The organism is Micromonospora sp. NPDC005163 (genome assembly GCF_053599835.1).
This window is the reverse complement of sequence record NZ_JBSFYP010000006.1, coordinates 35,963-52,449: the sequence shown is the minus strand read 5'-3', so window position 1 is coordinate 52,449 and position 16,487 is coordinate 35,963. Positions and strand designations below refer to the sequence as shown.

The following is a 16,487-nucleotide window of genomic DNA, read 5'->3' as shown; positions in this document are numbered from 1 at the left end:
GCGCGGACGAAGCCGGGTGCTGTGACGCTCGCAATGGCCCGGGACCGGTCCCGACGCGCGCCTAGATCCACTCGACTTCCGGGAAGTCGGGGTGTCCCGCAGCGTTCGACAGACCGACTTCCCAGACGTCGTGTTGATCAACGGGCGCGGACGGCGGGTGGCGGCTCAGGCGGCGGGCGTCCAGGCATGGGCGGCCAACGGCGGGTCGAGCGGCGCGCGGGTGAGCCGGTTGGCGAAGGCGGAGATGGTGTACGCACCGACGCCGAGCACCACGTCCAACGCGTGCCGTGGTTGGTAGCCGGCGGAGAGGAAGTCGTCCAACTCGTCGTCGGGCACCGCGCCCCGGTGGTCGAGCACGGCCAGCGTGAATCGGCGCAGTGCCTCCAGCCGTGGCTCGGCCAGCGCCGTGCGGGCGCGCAGCGCGGTGATCAGCTCGGTGCTCGCGCCGAGCTGGGTGAGCTTGCCGGTGTGCAGGGAGACGCAGACGTGGCACTCGTGGGTGGTCGAGACGGTCAGGATGACCACCTCCCGCTCCAAGGGTGTGAGGGCGGTCTGTTCGAAGCCCGCGCTCGCGGTGAAGAAGCCGGCGAGCAGTTGTGGCGACCCGGCCATCAGCCCCACCGGGGTCGGCAGCCAGCCGAGGCGGCGGCGTACTCCCTCGACGGTCGGGCGGGCGGCGGCGGGCGCGGTGTCGACGGTGTGGGCGGTGAAGACGGACATGGTTACCTGCTCTCGCAGCGTGGGTGTCGGCGACGCGTCCGGTAGGATGGTCAACGTGGTTGACGAAATAGTAAACGAGGTTGTCGAAGATGGCAACGGCTGATCCGGGACGGCCGGGCTTCCTGCTGCCCCTGCTGCTGTTGGCCGGCTTCCGTACGCTCATCGACGACCTGCACGCCGAGTTGGCCCGCGAGGGGCATCCGGAGCTGCGACCACTGCATGGGTTCGTGCTCCAGGCCGTCGGCCCCGACGGCACCACCGCCAGCGAGCTGGGGCAGCGGCTGGGCGTCTCGAAGCAGGCGGCCGGCAAGACGGTGGACCGGCTGGTCGCCCTCGGCTACCTGGAGCGGGCCGACGACCCGCGGGACGCCCGGCGCAAGCTGGTCCGGATGACCGAGCGCGGGCACGACGGGTTACGACGCTCGGCGGTCATCTTCGACCAGCTCCGGCAGCGATGGGCGGACACGCTCGGCCCGGAGCGGGTCACCGCCATTGAGGACGACCTGCGCAGCGTCACCCCCGCGAACTGGTTCCGCCTCGACGTGCCCGGCTGGTTCGGCGCCTGACCGCGGGAAATGTCACCGGCTCTGGCGCCCCGACCCCGCGGGGGCGGAGCCTGAGGGCATGTCGGACGCGTACATCGTCGGGGACCCGGACGGACTCTCACCCCTGTTGGCCGAGCTGCGCGACGCGGTCGCCCGGGAGCTGCACGCGCAGCTCGCGCTGCGCGCGGAACGCATCGAACTGGCCGACGTGCCGGAGGTGGCCTACCAGGTCACCCTGCGAATCGACGAGCTGCTCAGTCGAGGCCGCCGTACGAGTGCAGGCCGGTGAAGAAGATGTTCACGCCGAACAGGTTCATCAGCATGGTGAGGAAGCCGAGCACCGCCAGCCAGGTGGCCACGTTGCGCTTGACGCTGGGCGTGGCCCGGGCGTGCAGGTAGCCCGCGTACACCACCCAGGAGATGAACGCCCAGGTCTCCTTCGGGTCCCAGCCCCACGGCCGTCCCCAGGCCGCCTCGGCCCAGACCGCCCCGGCGATCACCGCGAAGGTGAAGATCGGGAAGGCGAAGGCATGCAGCGCGAAGGTCAGCCGCTCCAGGCTGACCGCACCCGGCAGACGCTTGGCCAGGGTGTACGGGAAGCTCCGCTTGCCCTGCTCGTACCCGGCGCGCATCAGGTAGCCGACCGCCGGCACCACGCCGAGCAGGAAGATGCCCGACGAGAAGACGATCGTCGAGACGTGGATGACGAACCAGTACGAGTTGAGCGCCGGCACCAGCGGCACGATCGGCACGTACAGCACCAGCTCGGCGGTGGCCACCAGCAGCACCATCACCAGGGTGAGGAACAGCCCGAGCTTGCGCAGCGACGGGCGCTTCCAGAGCACCACCAGCCAGGCCGCGACCCCGATGAACGTCACCGTGAGCACGAACTCGTACATGTTGCCCCAGGGCATCCGGTCGGCCGCGAGGCCCCGCGTGACCAGCGCCGCCAGGTGCAGCGCGGCCGCGAGCCCGGTGGCCCCGACCGCGATCAGTCCGGCGATCCGGGCACGCCGCGCCGAGCGGTCCACCACGGCCGACGGCGGGACCGGCGCGGGCGACGCGGGTACGCCGCCGCCCCCGACGCCGGCGCCCACCAGCTCGCGGGCGGGAGCCGCGGCGACCCGGGCGCGAGTGTTGCCGAGTGCGTACTCCACGGCATGGCAGATCATCGCGACCAGGTACGCCAGGATCGCGAAGGTCACCAGATTGTCGGAGAGTGCGGACATCACTCGGTCCCTTCTCGCACGCCGGCCCGGTCACTGGAGTCAGCACCCGTGCCCGGTCGCTCATCACCGCGGACCGCGGCGACGAGCTGGGCGAACTCGTCGGCGAACCCTGGATAGTCGGTGCGCGGCAACCCGCCGACCTCCATCAAACTACTACCGCCCGTCGGAGATCCTTCCGCGGGGTCGGCCGGCATCACCCGGAAGAACACCCGGCGGCGCCGCCCGAACAGCGACCCCATCAGCCCCACCAGCAGGAAACCGCAGCTGATCAGCAGCATCGTCGAGCCGGGGTCGTGCCGCACGGAGAGGGTCACGTACCGCTCGGTGCCCAGGAACTCGACCTTGCTGCCGTCGTCCAACGTCCAGGTCTCGCCCTTGCGGAGCAGCTTGGTGCCGACCTCCTTGACCTTGCCGGTCCGCACCTGCCGCTGGTCGAGCTGGTAGATCGAGCCGGGGATGCCGGCGTCCAGGCCGAGGTTGCCCCGGTAGGCGACCAGGTTGAGCGCCGGGTTGCGCTCGGTCGGGTACTCCGAGCGGGCGAACGGTGCCTGCTGCGGGGCCGTGGGCAGGTAGATGCCGGTGAACGCCATCTGCTCGTCCGGCGCGCGCTGCCCGGTCCGCGGGTCGACGTTCGCGTCCGGGAAGGCCGCCAGCCCCTCGCCGGTCAGGCCCATGTCGCCGGTGGTCAGGAACGGCTCGTCGCTGACCTGGGAGCGGCCGAACCGGTCGGTGTAGCGGATGACCGGGGCGTACCCGTGGCCCAGCAGGTAGACGTTCGCGTCGTTCAACCGCAGTGGTGAGTTCACCGAGAAGTCCGCGCTGCGGGTCGGCTCGTCGGGGCCGTCGACGGTCACCCGGGCGTTGAAGAACTCCGGCTGGCCGGAGGCCAGGAACCGGGCCTGGAAGTCGTCCAGCCGCAGGCAGAAGCGGGGCAGGTCCTCGCTGTCGACCCGAGGGCCGAGCTTCGTCTCGGCGTACTGCTGCCGGGTGTTGCAGAAGGCGTTGTCCGTGCCCGCCACCAGCAGCCGGTTGCCGCTCCAGCCGTACCACGAGCCGAGCGCGACGCCGATCAGCACGGCGATCAGCGAGGTGTGGAACAGCAGGTTGCCGGTCTCCTTGAGATAGCCCTTCTCGGCGGAGACCTCGTCGCCGCGCACCTCCACCCGCCACCGCCGCTTGCGCAGCACCTCGGCGATGGCCGCCGCGCCACCCGCCGGGGCGGGCAGCAGCGCGTGCTGCGGCAACCGCTTCATCCGCTTCGGCACGGCCGGCGGCCGGGACCGCAGCGCCCGGACGTGGTCGCGCAGGCGGGGCGTGATGCAGCCGATCAGCGAGGTGAACAGCAGCAGGTAGATCGCGGAGAACCAGACCGAGCCGAAGACCTCGAACGCGCCGATCCGGTCCAGCCGGGGGGCCAGATCCGGGTGGTCGGTAAAGTACTGGTTGACCTTCTCCGGGCTGATCCCGCGCTGCGGCAGCACCGAGCCGGGGATGGCGGCGACCGCGAGCAGGAAGAGCAGGATCAGCGCCGTACGCATGCTGGTCAACTGCCGCCACGAGTTGCGCAGCAGCGCCAGCAGCCGGTTGGGGCGGCGCCGGGGCGCCGGGGCCGCGGTCTCCGGCCGGTCGTCCACGACCGTCATCAGATGCTCACCTCGCCCACCCCGACGGTGGTCTGCAACCAGATCACGAAGCTCTGCCATCCGCCGGTGACCAGCGCCAGGCCGATCAGGATGAGCAGGGCGCCGCCGACCCGGGTGACCCAGCGGCTGTTGCGCCGGACGGCGCGGAAGACCCCGAGCAGGCGCTGGAAACCCAGCCCGAAGACGACGAACGGTATCCCCAGCCCGAGGCAGTACGCCACGGCGAGCACCACGGCGCGGTCGCTCTGCCCGCTCGCGGTGGCCATGCCCATCACCGCGCCGAGCGTGGGGCCGGTGCAGGGCACCCAGCTGAGCGCGAAGACCGCGCCGAAGACCGGTGCGCCGAGCAGCCCTGCGGACGGCAGCCGGGAGATCCGGAACTCCCGTTGCAGGGCCGGGATCATCCCGAGGTAGCCCAGCCCGAGCACGATGATCAGCACGCCGATCACGATCTCCAGCTGGCGCTCGTAGTCGAAGAAGACCCGACCGATGCTCGCGAACAGGATCGCGGTGGCCACGAAGACGACGGTGAAGCCGGCGATGAAGAGCAGCGTTCCCGCGAGCACCCGGCCCTTGACGGCACCGGCCCGTGCGATCCGCTCCCTTACCGCGACACCCCCGCCGTCGCCGTCGCGTGCCTCCGCAGCGTTAAGAGGGGGCCCTTCCTCTACCGCAGGCGTTAATAAGGTGCCCTTCCTTGCACTGCCTTCGAGGTCGGAGCCGGCGAGGCCGGTGACGTACGAGAGGTAGCCGGGGACCAGCGGGAGCACGCATGGGGAGAGGAAGCTGACCAGGCCGGCGAGCGCCGCGGCGCCGATGGCGAGCAGCAGCGGCCCGCTCAGGGCCAACTCCCGGAAGGTCTCGCCCATCAGTTCGGCGCCGGTTTCTCGGCCGCGATCCGTTCGACGATCGGTTGCAGGCCCTCCTGCTTGACCGCCGCCCGGATCACCGTGGCGATCCGGCCCTCCCGGTCCAGCACCACCGTCGCCGGGATGCTGTTCGGCGGAATGTCCAGGGCGAGCGCCAGCTTGCTCGGCGGGTCGAACAGGCTCGGATAGGTGACCCGGCCCTCCTCGAACGCCTTGGCCTTGTCCCGCTGGTCCTGCACGTTGATGCCGAGGAAGTTCACCCCGGAGCCCTTGGTGGCCTGGTAGGTCGCTTCCAGGTCGTCCGCCTCCGCGCGGCACGGCGCGCACCAGGAACCCCAGAAGTTGACCACCACGACCTGGCCGCGGGCCTCGCTGACGTCGTAGCTGCCGCCGGTGAGCAGTTCACCGGCGAGCGTCGGAGGTGCCGAACGCTGGTCCGGAGCGCACTCGATGACCCCGTCGGAGGTGGTCGTGCAGGTCTTCTCCCGGCCCTGCGACGTGCAGCCGACCAGCGCCACCGCGGCGACGGTGGCGAGCAGGCCGGCGGTCCACCTCCGGGCGTTCATCAGGCGCCCTTGGCCGTCCGGGCGGTCGCGGAGAGGGCGATCAGGTGCGCTGCCGGCTCGCTGTAGCCGATGCCCACCACCTTCGCGCCGTCGAAGTGGAACGACGTGAGGCTGGCCAGCCCGCACTGCCGCCTGCGCGGGTCGTGCCAGAGCCGCTTGCGCTCGACGTACCGGCGCAGCGTCCAGATCGGGAGCTGGTGCGAGACCAGCACCGCCTCGCGTCCCTCGGCGGCGACCCGGGCGGCGTGCACGGCGGCGAACATCCGCTCCGCGATGACCCGGTACGCCTCGCCCCAGGACGGGGTCACCGGGTCGCGCAGCACCCACCAGTTGCGCGGGTCGCGGAACGACCCGTCGCCCGGCGACACCTTCTTGCCCTCGAACCAGTTGGCGCTCTCGATCAGCCGCTCGTCCACCCCGACCGGCAGCCCGAACTGGGCGGCGATCGGCTCGGCGGTCTGCTGTGCGCGCTCCAGCGGGCTGGCCACCACGTGCACGATCTCCCGCTCGGCCAGCCCCTGCGCGGCGGCCTTGGCCATCTGCACACCCAGCTCGGAGAGGCGGAAACCGGGCAGCCGGCCGTAGAGGATCTGGTCGGGGTTGTGCACCTCGCCGTGCCGAAGCACGTGGACCACCGTCTTGCTCACTGCTGCGCCCCCCTCGTTCGCGACTGCGGGGCTCGCAAAACCGGCTCACTCCTCGCGCTCACCGCTACCCCCCGTGACCCGCCGCTGCCGCCGCGTTGGCCGCCGTCGGCAGCGCGGCGGCGATCTGCTCCAGAGCGGCGTCGTCGATCGCCGCCGACACGAACCACGACTCGAACGCGCTTGGCGGCAGGTAGACGCCGGCGGCGAGCATCGCGTGGAAGAACGCCTTGAACGCCGGCACCTGCTGCGTGCGGGCGCTGTCGTAGTCGACCACGTCGGCGTCGGTGAAGAAGATGGAGAACATGCTGCCCGCGTACGACAGTCGGTGCGGGACCCCGGCGGCGGCCAGCGCGTCGGCGGCCAGCTTGCCCACGACGGCGGCGGTCTGGTCGAGGCGGCGGTACAGCTCGTCGTCGGCCAGCCGCAGGGTGGCCAGGCCGGCGGCGCAGGCCAGCGGGTTACCGGAGAGCGTGCCGGCCTGGTAGACCGGGCCGGCCGGGGCGAGCCGCGCCATGATCTCGGCGCGCCCGCCGAACGCGGCGGCGGGCAGCCCGCCACCCATGACCTTGCCGTACGTCCACAGGTCGGCGTCGGACGGGTCGAGGCCGTGCCAGCCGGCGCGGGACACCCGGAACCCGGTCATCACCTCGTCCACCACGAGCAGCGCGCCGTGCGCGTGCGCGATCCGGGCGAGCTGCTGGTTGAAGCCGTCGCGGGGGGCGACCACACCCATGTTGCCGGCGGCGGCCTCGGTGATCACCGCGGCGATGTGCGGACCCTCGGCGGCGAAGGCCTCCTCGACCGCCCTGATGTCGTTGTACGGCAGCACGATCGTCTCGCTGGCCGCCGCGCCGGTGACGCCGGGCGAGTCGGGCAGGCCCAGGGTGGCCACGCCGGAGCCGGCGGACGCGAGCAGCGCGTCGACGTGCCCGTGGTAGCAGCCGGCGAACTTAACGATCTTGGAGCGGCCGGTGAAGCCGCGGGCCAGCCGGATCGCCGACATGGTCGCCTCGGTGCCGGAGTTGACCAGGCGTACCTGCTCCACCGGCGTCCGGTCGACGATCTCGGCGGCCAGTTCCACCTCAGCCGGGGTGGGGGTGCCGAAGCTGGTGCCCAGAGCGGCGGCGGCCTGCACGGCGTCCACCACCTCCGGGTGCGCGTGCCCGAGGATCAGCGGACCCCAGGAGCAGACCAGGTCCACGTAGCGGCGGCCGTCGGCGTCGTGCAGCCAGGGACCCTCGCCTCGAACCATGAAGCGGGGGGTGCCGCCGACCGCCTGGAAGGCGCGCACAGGGGAGTTCACCCCGCCTGGCACGATGGCGCGGGCGCGGTGGAACAGGGCCTCGGAGGCCGGAGCGTCGGCCGGGTAGCGGCCGGATCCGGCGGAGAAGGTGTCGGTCACGATGCCGCCATTGTGTCAGCGGCGGACGGCCAATCAGCAGCCACCCCGGGCTGGGGTTACCGGGCTCACCCGCCTCCGGCCCCCGGCCGCGGCGCCGACACGGGACGGCGGTGGCTGTCGGCCTCGACAGGCCGGGTCGTCCGGATCGCGCTAGGCTGACCGGGTGGATCGCGCCGAACTGTCCATCACGCTCCACCGGACGGGCGACGAAGCCGTGCTGCGCCTGGCCGGTGAGATCGACATGCTCACGGCCGCGCAGCTCTCCACCGTGGTCAACGAGGTGCTGGCCGACCCGCCCCCGCGGATCGTGCTCGACCTGGGTGGCGTCACCTTCTGCGACTCGCAGGGCCTGGGCACCCTGGTCGTGCTCAGCCGCAAGGCCAGCCATGCCCAGAGCCTGCTGATGCTGACCCACGTGGGCGACTTCCTGATCCGCGTCCTGGACATCACCGGCCTCCGCAGCGCCCTGATGATCCGCAACGACCAGCCCGCGGGCTGACCCCTCCCCCTCCCCGCCGGCCCGCGCCTCCCCTGTTGATCATGAAGTTATTGCCACTTCCTGTCCCATTTGTCGGCAATAACCTCATGATCAACGCCTTGGATCGGGCCGGTCAGGGGGTGGGGACGTCCCGGGTTTGGAAGGTTTTCAGGGCTGCCGCGGTCAGGGCGGCTGTCACGGCGGCCAGGGCGACCAGCGGGGTGACGGTCCAGTCGGGGCCGAGGACCTGTGGGGTGTGGGTGAACGGGGAGAGGTCCAGCGCCCATTGGTCCAGCTCCAGCACCGCACCGAGCTGACCGAGCAGCAGGCAGCCGGCGAGCACCGCCCAGGCGCCCGTGGAGAACCGGGGCAGCCAGCCGACCAGCAACGCCGCCAGCCCGGCCAGCACCCAGGCCGCCGGCACCTGGGCCAGGCCGGCACCGAGCAGCCGGGGCAGCTCGCCCCCGACGTCGCCCACGCTGAGGCCGTATGCCAGCCCGGTGGCGAGCCCGGTCACGGAGAGCACCACCGCCGGGCCGAGCAGGGCGAAGAGCAGGTGCGCCGCCAGCCAGCGGGTCCGGCTCACCGCCGTGGCGAGCAGCGGTTCAGCCCGCCCGGCGGTCTCCTCCGCCCGCGCCCGCAGCGCGGCCTGGATGCCGTACCCGGCGGCGGCCAGCGCGGTCAGGCTCAACGTCCCACCGAGGTACGCCTCCGCGAGCGCGGAGGTGCCACCCAACCGTGCCAGGATCTCGGCGACCTGCTGATTGCCCTGCACCGCGTCGCCGGCGGCATCCGCCGCGCCGCCGAGCACCAGGCCGAGCAGCCCGAACCCGACGGTCCAGCCGAGCAACTGGCCCCGATGCAGCCGCCAGGCCAGGCCGAACGGGCCCGCCAGCCGCGGCCCCGCGGTCGCCGGGCCGAGCTGGGGCGGGAACACCCCGGCGCCGAGGTCGCGGCGCACCGAGACGGGGTACGCGACGAGCGCGACCACCGCACTGAACAGCACCGGCAGCAGCAGCACCCACCAGCGCTCGTCGGCGAAGGCCCGAACCCGGGCCGACCAGCCCAGCGGGGAGAGCCAGCTCAGCCACTCCGCGCTCCCGCCGGTGCCGCCGGAACCCCCCGCGTCGCCGGCCAGCCGCAGCACGAAGGCCAGCCCGAGCGCGGCCAGGCCGATCCCGCGCGCCCCGGTCGCGCTCTCGGTGAGCTGCGCGGCCAGCCCGCCGAGCGTGGCGAAGACGATGCCGGTGAGCGCCAGCCCGGCGCCGAAGAGCAGCGAGCCGGCACCGGGCAGGCCTGCGGCGACCAGGCTGCCGGCGGTGAGCAGGCCGAGAAGCAGGTTCGCGGCGTACGTCACCAGCAGCGCGGCGGTCAGCCCGGCGTACCGGCCCAGCACCGTGGCGCCGAGCAGCTCGCGCCGGCCGGCCTCCTCTTCCGTCCGGGTGTGCCGGACCACGGTGAGCACGCTGACCAGTGCGGCGATCAACGCCAGCAGGCCGGCCCGCTGGACGGTGAGCGCGCCGACGCTGTCGCCGTACACCGGGCCGAGCAGGGCGACGATCGACGGGTTGCTCGCCGTACCGGCCAGGTACGTGGCCCGCTCGGCGGCGGTCGGGTACAGCTCGGCGTACGTGCCGGCGTAGCTGGCCGGCAGCACGGCCAGCAGCAGGATCCAGATCGGCAGCACGACCCGGTCCCGGCGCAGGATCAGTCGCACCAGGTGCCTCGTGCCGGTGAACGCGCTCATGAGCGCACCGCCGGCTCGGCCTGGTAGTGCCGCAGGAACAGTTCCTCCAGCGTCGGCGGCTGGCTGACCAGGCTGCGTACGCCGATCTCGGTGAGTCGGCGCAGGGCGGCGTCCAGCGCGCCGTTCTCCACGTCGAAGCGCACCCGGGGCCCGTCCACGCGCAGGTCGTGCACGCCGGCCAGCTTCCCCAGCCCGTCGACCGGGCCGGTCAGCTCGGCTTCGATCGAGGTTCGTCGCAGGTGGCGCAGGTCGGTCAGGGTGCCCGTCTCGACGTCCCGACCGTTGCGGATGATCGTCACCCGGTCGCAGAGCGCCTCCACCTCGGCCAGGATGTGGCTGGAGAGCAGCACGGTGCGGCCGTCGGCCTTCGCCCGGTGGACCCAGTGCTGGAAGACCTCCTCCATCAGCGGGTCCAGGCCGGAGGTCGGCTCGTCCAGGATGAGCAGTTCGGCGTCCGAGGCGAGGGCGGCCACCAGGCCGACCTTCTGCCTGTTGCCCTTGGAGTACGCCCGGCCCTTCTTGCGCGGGTCCAGCTCGAACGAGTCGAGCAGCTCGGCCCGGCGGGCCGGGTCGAGACCGCCGCGCATCCGGCCGAGCAGGTCGATGACCTCCCCGCCGGAGAGGTTGGGCCAGAGCGTCACGTCGCCCGGCACGTACGCCAGCCGGCGGTGCAGGGCCACCGCGTCGCGCCACGGGTCACCACCGAGCAGTCGGACGGCCCCCGCGTCCGCCCGCAGCAGGCCGAGCAGCGCTCGGATGGTGGTCGATTTGCCGGCGCCGTTCGGGCCGAGGAAGCCGTGCACCTCGCCGGCGCGGACGGTCAGGTCGAGACCGTCGAGCGCCCGGGTCCGGCCGAAGGTCTTGACCAGGCCGGACACCTCAATGGGAGTTTCCATGTATCGGAAGCTACACTCGTTTCACAAAGTTGTGAAGACTGTGAGATCCGGGGCACCATCGGGGCCACACGAGCAGGCAGGAGAGATCGTCATGGCAGCCACCGACGGCCACGACCCGGTGCACCTATTCGTCGAGCGGATGGCGTTGACCTTCGCCGAGGTCGGTTCTCCGCGGATGGCCGCCCGGGTGCTGTTCACCGTGATGAGCTCGGACGACCCGTTGACCGCCGCCGAGATCGGCGAGCGGCTCGGAGTGAGCGCGGCGGCGGTCAGCGGTGCGGTCCGCTACCTCACCCAGTTCAGCATGCTGGTCCGCGAACCGGTCCCGAGGTCCCGCCGGGATCGCTACCGGATGCCGGACAACCCCTGGTACGAGGCGACCATCACCAAGACCGGGATCTACAAGGCGTTCATCGACGTCGCCGAGTCCGGGGTGGCCGCCCTCGGGCCAGACACGCCGGCCGGCGAACGAGTGGCCGAGATGCGCGACTTCTTCCTCTTCGTGCAAGAGGAAATCGACTCGCTGGGCGAGCGCTGGCGGGCCCGGCGCGCCGCCACCGGCCACATCCGGCCCGGCGAGGCCTGAGCGTCCCGGTCAGGAGGTGTTGCCCCAGCGGGCCTGCTCGAGCAGCCGCACCGCACGGTCCCGGCTCTCCGGCTCGTCGGAGCGGAGCAGCGTGGTCGCCTCGTCGACCGCGTCGGTGAGCCGCCGCCACTGCGTGTCGCGCTCCCGCACCAGGTCCGACTGGGCGGCCAACTGCCGGGTCTTCACCCACAGCTCGACGAAGACCGACACCTTGGCCCGCAGCACCCACGGATCGAACGGCTTGGTCAGGTAGTCCACCGCGCCCACCTGGTACCCGCGCAGGGCGAGCTGCGCGTCCCGGTCAGCGGCGGTGAGGAAGATGATCGGCACGTGCCGGGTCCGCTCCCGGCGCTTGATGTGGCTGGCCGTCTCGAAGCCGTCCATGTCCGGCATCTGCGCGTCCAGCAGGATCACCGCGAAGTCGTCCACCAACAGCTGCTTGAGCGCCGCCTCGCCGCTCTCCACCGCCACCGACTGAACCGGCAGGCCCTGGAGGATCGCCTCCAGGGCCATCAGATTTTCCCGCCGGTCGTCCACGAGCAGCGCCTTGGCCATCTGGGTCACGAAGTCTCCTCGGTCCGGCTGCCGCTGATCCAGGACGACATCAACTCGATCAGATCGTCCAGGTCTACCGGCTTGGTGATGTAGTCGCTGCCCCCGGCCGCGAGCGCCGACTCACGGTCGCCCGGCATCGCCTTCGCGGTAAGGAAGACGACCGGAAGGTCGGCGAACCGGTGGTTACGCCGGATCTGGCGGGTGGTCTCGTACCCGTCCTGGTCCGGCATCATGGCGTCCATCAGCACGATGTCCACCTCCGGATGCTCGGCCAGCAGGCGGACGCCGTCCGCCCCGTTGTCCGAGTACAGCACGGTCATCCCGTGCAGCTCCAACGCGCTGGTCAGGGCGAAGACGTTGCGCACGTCGTCGTCCACGATCAGCACGGTCGCGCCGTCCAGCTGTCGGGTGGCCGGCGCCTCCGGCCGCTGCGGCAGCAGCTCCAGCGGCGGCATCAGCAGCGACGACGGCAGGCCGGCACGCTGCGGGGACGGTGGCGCAGGCGCGACCACCGCATCCGGGGCCAGCACGTGCGGCACGAACAGGGTGAAGGTCGACCCCTGCCCCGGCGCCGACGCCACCGTGATCGTGCCGCCGATCAGCCGAGCCAGATCACGGCTGATCGACAGGCCCAGGCCGGTGCCACCGTAACGGCGGCTGGTGGTGCCGTCCGCCTGCTGGAACGCCTCGAAGATGATCGACAGCTTGTCGTCGGAGATGCCGATCCCGGTGTCGATCACGGTGAACGCGATCACCTGCTGGGCGTTGGTCAACGCCGGAACGTCGAACACCACGTTCTCCGCCGCCGGGCCGATCCGCAACGTCACCGCGCCGTTGTCGGTGAACTTCACCGCGTTGGAGAGCAGATTGCGCAGGATCTGCTGCAACCGCTGCGCGTCGGTGACCAGCGCCGGCGGCAGATCCTTGCTCACCCGCACCTGGAAGTCCAGGCCCTTCTCCTCGGCCTCCGGTGCGAACGCCTGCTCCACGTAGCCGCGAATCTCCGCGAACCGGATCTCGGTCGGCTCGACGTCCATCCGCCCTGCCTCGATCTTGGACAGGTCCAGGATGTCGTCGATCAGCCTGAGCAGGTCCGAGCCGGCGCTGTGGATGGTCCGGGCGAACTCGATCTGCTTCGGGTTGAGGTTCTGCTCCGAGTTCTCCGCCAGCAGCCGGGCCAGCAGCAGCAACGAGTTCAGCGGCGTCCGCAGCTCGTGGCTCATGTTGGCCAGGAACTCCGACTTGTACGCCGAGGCCCGGGTGAGCTGCTGCGCCTTCTCCTCCAGGCCGAGCCGGGCCAGCTCGATCTCCCGGTTCTTCGTCTCGATGTTGCCCTTCTGCTCGAAGAGCAGCGTGGCCTTCTCCTCCAGCTCGGCGTTGGTGCGCTGCAACTCCGCGGACTGCTCCTGGAGCTCGTGCGCCAGCCGCTGCGACTGGGCCAGCAGCTCCTCCGTACGCCGGTTGGCCTGGATGGTGTTGACCGCGATGCCGATGGTCAGCACCAGCCGCTCCAGGAACGACAGGTGCAGCTCGGAGAAGGCCGCCACGCTGGCGAACTCGATCACCCCGAGCAGCTCCCCCTCGAACAGCACGGGGAGCACCACCAGATCGGACGGGGGTGTCTCGGCCAGCCCCGAGCGCAGGGTGAGCCGGCTGTTCGGGGAGGCGCTGACCCGGATCGTCCGGCGGGAGAGCGCGGTCTGCCCGACCAGCCCCTCGCCCGGCCCGAAGGTGACGTCGTGCCCCCGCGCCACGTACCCGTAGGAGGAGGTCAACCGCAGCCGCATGCTGCCGTCGGTGTCGTCGGCCAGGAAGAAGGCGCCGAGCTGGGCGTCGACCAGCGGGGTCACCTCGGTCATGATCATGCGGCAGACCTCGCCCAGGTCCCGCTGGCCCTGCAACAGACCGCCGATGCGGGCCAGGTTCGAGTCCAGCCAGCCCTGCTCGGCGTTCTTCTTGGTCGTCTCCCGAAGGGTGACGATCATCTGGTTGATGTTGTCCTTCAGCTCGGCGACCTCGCCCTGCGCCTTGACCGCGATCCGCTGGGTCAGGTCGCCGCGGGTCACCGACGTGGACACCTGCGCGATGGCCCGCAGCTGGGTGGTCAGCGTCGAGGCGAGCTGGTTGACGTTCTCGGTGAGGTCCCGCCAGGTGCCGGAGACACCCTTCACCTGCGCCTGACCGCCCAGCTTGCCCTCGATGCCGACCTCACGGGCCACCCGGGTCACCTCGTCGGCGAACGACGAGAGCTGGTCCACCATCGTGTTGACCGTGGACTTCAGCTCCAGGATCTCGCCCTGCGCGTCCACCGTGATCTTCTGGCTCAGGTCGCCCTTGGCCACGGCAGTGGTCACCGAGGCGATGTTGCGGACCTGGCTGGTCAGGTTCGACGCCATCGAGTTGACGTTGTCGGTCAGGTCCCGCCAGGTGCCGGAGACACCCTTCACCTGCGCCTGACCGCCCAGCTTGCCCTCGGTGCCCACCTCACGGGCCACCCGGGTCACCTCGTCGGCGAACGACGACAACTGGTCCACCATCGTGTTGACCGTGGACTTCAACTCCAGGATCTCGCCCCGAGCGTCCACCGTGATCTTCTGTGACAGGTCACCCTTCGCCACCGCCGTCGAGACCTGGGCGATGTTGCGCACCTGGGCCGTCAGGTTCGACGCCATCGAGTTGACGTTGTCGGTCAGGTCCCGCCAGGTGCCGGCGACCCCGCGTACCTGCGCCTGGCCGCCCAGCTTGCCCTCGGTGCCCACCTCGCGGGCCACCCGGGTCACCTCGTCGGCGAACGACGACAGCTGGTCCACCATCGTGTTGACCGTGGACTTCAACTCCAGGATCTCGCCCCGAGCGTCCACCGTGATCTTCTGGCTCAGGTCGCCCTTCGCGACGGCCGTGGTCACCGAGGCGATGTTGCGGACCTGGCTGGTCAGGTTCGACGCCATCGAGTTCACGTTGTCCGTCAGGTCCCGCCACGTACCGCTGACGCCCTTGACCTGCGCCTGGCCGCCCAGGTTGCCCTCGGTGCCCACCTCGCGCGCGACCCGGGTCACCTCGTCGGCGAACGACGACAACTGGTCCACCATCGTGTTGACCGTGTTCTTCAGCTCCAGGATCTCGCCCTGGGCGTCCACCGTGATCTTCTGCGACAGGTCACCCTTGGCGACCGCCGTGGAGACCTGAGAGATGTTGCGGACCTGGCTGGTCAGGTTGCCGGCCAGCTGGTTGACGTTCTCGGTGAGGTCCCGCCAGGTGCCGGAGACCCCGCGTACCTGGGCCTGACCGCCCAGCTTGCCCTCGATGCCCACCTCGCGGGCCACCCGGGTCACCTCGTCGGCGAACGACGACAGCTGGTCCACCATCGTGTTGACGGTGTCCTTCAGTTCCAGGATCTCGCCCTGCGCCGCCACGGTGATCTTCTGCGACAGGTCGCCCCGCGCCACCGCCGTGGAGACCTGGGCGATGTTGCGGACCTGCGCGGTCAGGTTCGACGCCATCGAGTTGACGCTGTCGGTGAGGTCCTTCCAGGTGCCGGCCACGTTCGGCACCTCGGCCTGGCCGCCCAGCTTGCCCTCGGTGCCCACCTCGCGGGCCACCCGGGTCACCTGCTCGGCGAAGAGCCGCAGCGTGTCGGTGAGGTAGTTCATCGTGGCGGCCAGCTCGGCGACCTCACCGCGCGCGCCGACCGTGATCTTCTGCGACAGGTCGCCCTTGGCCACCGCCGTCGCCACCTGCGAGATCGACCGCACCTGGCCGGTCAGGTTCGACGCCATGGTGTTGACCGAGTCGGTGAGGTCCTTCCAGGTGCCGGCGACGCCCCGGACGTCGGCCTGACCGCCCAGCTTGCCCTCGGTGCCCACCTCACGGGCGACCCGGGTCACCTCGTTCGAGAACGACGACAACTGGTCGACCATCGTGTTGACCGTGCGCCCGATGCGCAGGTACTCACCGCGCAGCGGCCGGCCGTCGATCTCCAGCGCCATGTGCTGCGACAGGTCGCCGTCCGCGACCGCCACGATGACCCGGGCGATCTCCGTGGTCGGCCGGCCCAGGTCGTCGATCAGCGAGTTGATCGCCCGCTGCCCCTCCGCCCAGGACCCGTCCAGCCCCTCGTCGTCCAGACGCTCGGTGAGCCGGCCGTCCCGGCCGACGATCCGGCTGATCCGCCGCAGGTCCAGGTACTGGCGCTCCTGGAGCGAGACCACCTCGTTGAAGGCGTCCGCCACCTCGCCGCCCTTACCGGCGCGGCGGGGAAGCCGGACCTTCAGGTCGCCGCGACGGACCCGCCGCAGCGCCTCGGTCAACTCACCGAGGAGCGCCTCGTGGTCGGCTGCGGACGGATCCGCCACCGACTGCTTCGCCGTGGTCATCATTCCTCGCTCAACTCGGGGGCGCCGGTCCGTGCGGACACGCCGCCACCCATATTGTGCCCGCGCGCGCCGCAGTGCCAGGGTTCGCGACCCGCCGATCAGCTCCTGCTAACCCTCGAATCCGCTCGATGCCGTCGATTCGGAACGGCCGGTCGCGGACCTCGCCCCGGTGCCGAACCCCGCCGCACCGCACCGATCGCGCCTAACCGGTCGACGTTAAGAAGGGGCCCC

At 71.2% G+C, this 16,487-nt stretch carries 15 protein-coding genes; 4 read left to right on the top strand and 11 right to left on the bottom strand.

Annotated elements, in window-relative coordinates; all coding sequences use genetic code 11:
- Nucleotides 1–165: 165 nt before the first annotated feature.
- Nucleotides 166–720 carry a carboxymuconolactone decarboxylase family protein gene (locus ACWD6N_RS07095; protein WP_354967280.1) on the bottom strand — a complete coding sequence of 185 codons (555 nt, stop codon included), beginning with the start codon at nucleotides 718–720 and terminating at the stop codon, nucleotides 166–168.
- An 89-nt stretch (nucleotides 721–809) separates the two neighbouring features.
- Here ACWD6N_RS07095 and ACWD6N_RS07090 point away from each other — a divergent pair, with 89 nt between their 5' ends.
- Nucleotides 810–1,286 carry a MarR family winged helix-turn-helix transcriptional regulator gene (locus ACWD6N_RS07090; RefSeq protein ID WP_354967279.1) on the top strand — a complete coding sequence of 159 codons (477 nt, stop codon included), beginning with the start codon at nucleotides 810–812 and terminating at the stop codon, nucleotides 1,284–1,286.
- Nucleotides 1,287–1,344: 58 nt separating this feature from the next.
- Nucleotides 1,345–1,554 carry a hypothetical protein gene (locus ACWD6N_RS07085; protein ID WP_354967278.1) on the top strand — a complete coding sequence of 70 codons (210 nt, stop codon included), beginning with the start codon at nucleotides 1,345–1,347 and terminating at the stop codon, nucleotides 1,552–1,554.
- Here ACWD6N_RS07085 and ccsB read toward each other — a convergent pair.
- From ccsB to hemL, 6 genes are all read right to left on the bottom strand, one after another.
- The gene (ccsB, locus tag ACWD6N_RS07080; protein ID WP_354967277.1) at nucleotides 1,520–2,494 is read right to left on the bottom strand and encodes a c-type cytochrome biogenesis protein CcsB; all 975 of its coding nucleotides are present in this window, start codon (nucleotides 2,492–2,494) and stop codon (nucleotides 1,520–1,522) included. The genes ACWD6N_RS07085 and ccsB overlap by 35 nt on opposite strands.
- Nucleotides 2,494–4,137, bottom strand: coding sequence for a cytochrome c biogenesis protein ResB (gene resB, locus ACWD6N_RS07075; RefSeq protein WP_354967276.1), 1,644 nt, complete (start codon nucleotides 4,135–4,137; stop codon nucleotides 2,494–2,496). Before resB ends, ccsB begins: the two co-directional genes overlap by 1 nt.
- A complete protein-coding gene (locus ACWD6N_RS07070) occupies nucleotides 4,137–5,006 on the bottom strand; it encodes a cytochrome c biogenesis CcdA family protein (protein WP_354967275.1) in 870 nt (289 codons plus the stop codon). The genes resB and ACWD6N_RS07070 overlap by 1 nt, the downstream gene beginning before the upstream one ends.
- Nucleotides 5,006–5,572 carry a TlpA family protein disulfide reductase gene (locus tag ACWD6N_RS07065; RefSeq protein ID WP_354967274.1) on the bottom strand — a complete coding sequence of 189 codons (567 nt, stop codon included), beginning with the start codon at nucleotides 5,570–5,572 and terminating at the stop codon, nucleotides 5,006–5,008. Before ACWD6N_RS07065 ends, ACWD6N_RS07070 begins: the two co-directional genes overlap by 1 nt.
- A complete protein-coding gene (locus ACWD6N_RS07060; protein WP_354967273.1) occupies nucleotides 5,572–6,219 on the bottom strand; it encodes a histidine phosphatase family protein in 648 nt (215 codons plus the stop codon). Before ACWD6N_RS07060 ends, ACWD6N_RS07065 begins: the two co-directional genes overlap by 1 nt.
- A 64-nt stretch (nucleotides 6,220–6,283) precedes the next feature.
- Nucleotides 6,284–7,621: a glutamate-1-semialdehyde 2,1-aminomutase gene (gene hemL, locus ACWD6N_RS07055; protein WP_354967272.1), complete on the bottom strand. Its 1,338-nt coding sequence runs from the start codon at nucleotides 7,619–7,621 to the stop codon at nucleotides 6,284–6,286.
- Nucleotides 7,622–7,784: 163 nt separating this feature from the next.
- Between hemL and ACWD6N_RS07050 the strand changes: the two genes are divergently transcribed.
- On the top strand, nucleotides 7,785–8,120 hold the full coding sequence (locus ACWD6N_RS07050; RefSeq protein WP_053652159.1) for an STAS domain-containing protein: 336 nt from the start codon (nucleotides 7,785–7,787) through the stop codon (nucleotides 8,118–8,120).
- Between the two features lie 112 nt (nucleotides 8,121–8,232).
- Here ACWD6N_RS07050 and ACWD6N_RS07045 read toward each other — a convergent pair whose 3' ends face one another.
- Both ACWD6N_RS07045 and ACWD6N_RS07040 read right to left on the bottom strand, forming a co-directional pair.
- Nucleotides 8,233–9,846, bottom strand: a complete 1,614-nt coding sequence (locus ACWD6N_RS07045; RefSeq protein WP_354967271.1) for an ABC transporter permease — start codon at nucleotides 9,844–9,846, stop codon at nucleotides 8,233–8,235.
- Complete coding sequence (locus ACWD6N_RS07040; RefSeq protein ID WP_354967270.1) at nucleotides 9,843–10,742, bottom strand: ABC transporter ATP-binding protein; 900 nt, start codon at nucleotides 10,740–10,742, stop codon at nucleotides 9,843–9,845. Before ACWD6N_RS07040 ends, ACWD6N_RS07045 begins: the two co-directional genes overlap by 4 nt.
- Nucleotides 10,743–10,833: 91 nt before the next feature.
- On the opposite strand from ACWD6N_RS07040, the gene ACWD6N_RS07035 reads away from it, so the two are divergent.
- Nucleotides 10,834–11,328 carry a GbsR/MarR family transcriptional regulator gene (locus tag ACWD6N_RS07035; protein ID WP_354967269.1) on the top strand — a complete coding sequence of 165 codons (495 nt, stop codon included), beginning with the start codon at nucleotides 10,834–10,836 and terminating at the stop codon, nucleotides 11,326–11,328.
- Between the two features lie 9 nt (nucleotides 11,329–11,337).
- Here ACWD6N_RS07035 and ACWD6N_RS07030 read toward each other — a convergent pair whose 3' ends face one another.
- Nucleotides 11,338–11,892: a response regulator gene (locus tag ACWD6N_RS07030; protein ID WP_354967268.1), complete on the bottom strand. Its 555-nt coding sequence runs from the start codon at nucleotides 11,890–11,892 to the stop codon at nucleotides 11,338–11,340.
- Complete coding sequence (locus ACWD6N_RS07025) at nucleotides 11,889–16,256, bottom strand: HAMP domain-containing protein (protein ID WP_354967267.1); 4,368 nt, start codon at nucleotides 16,254–16,256, stop codon at nucleotides 11,889–11,891. Before ACWD6N_RS07025 ends, ACWD6N_RS07030 begins: the two co-directional genes overlap by 4 nt.
- Nucleotides 16,257–16,487 lie beyond the last annotated feature (231 nt).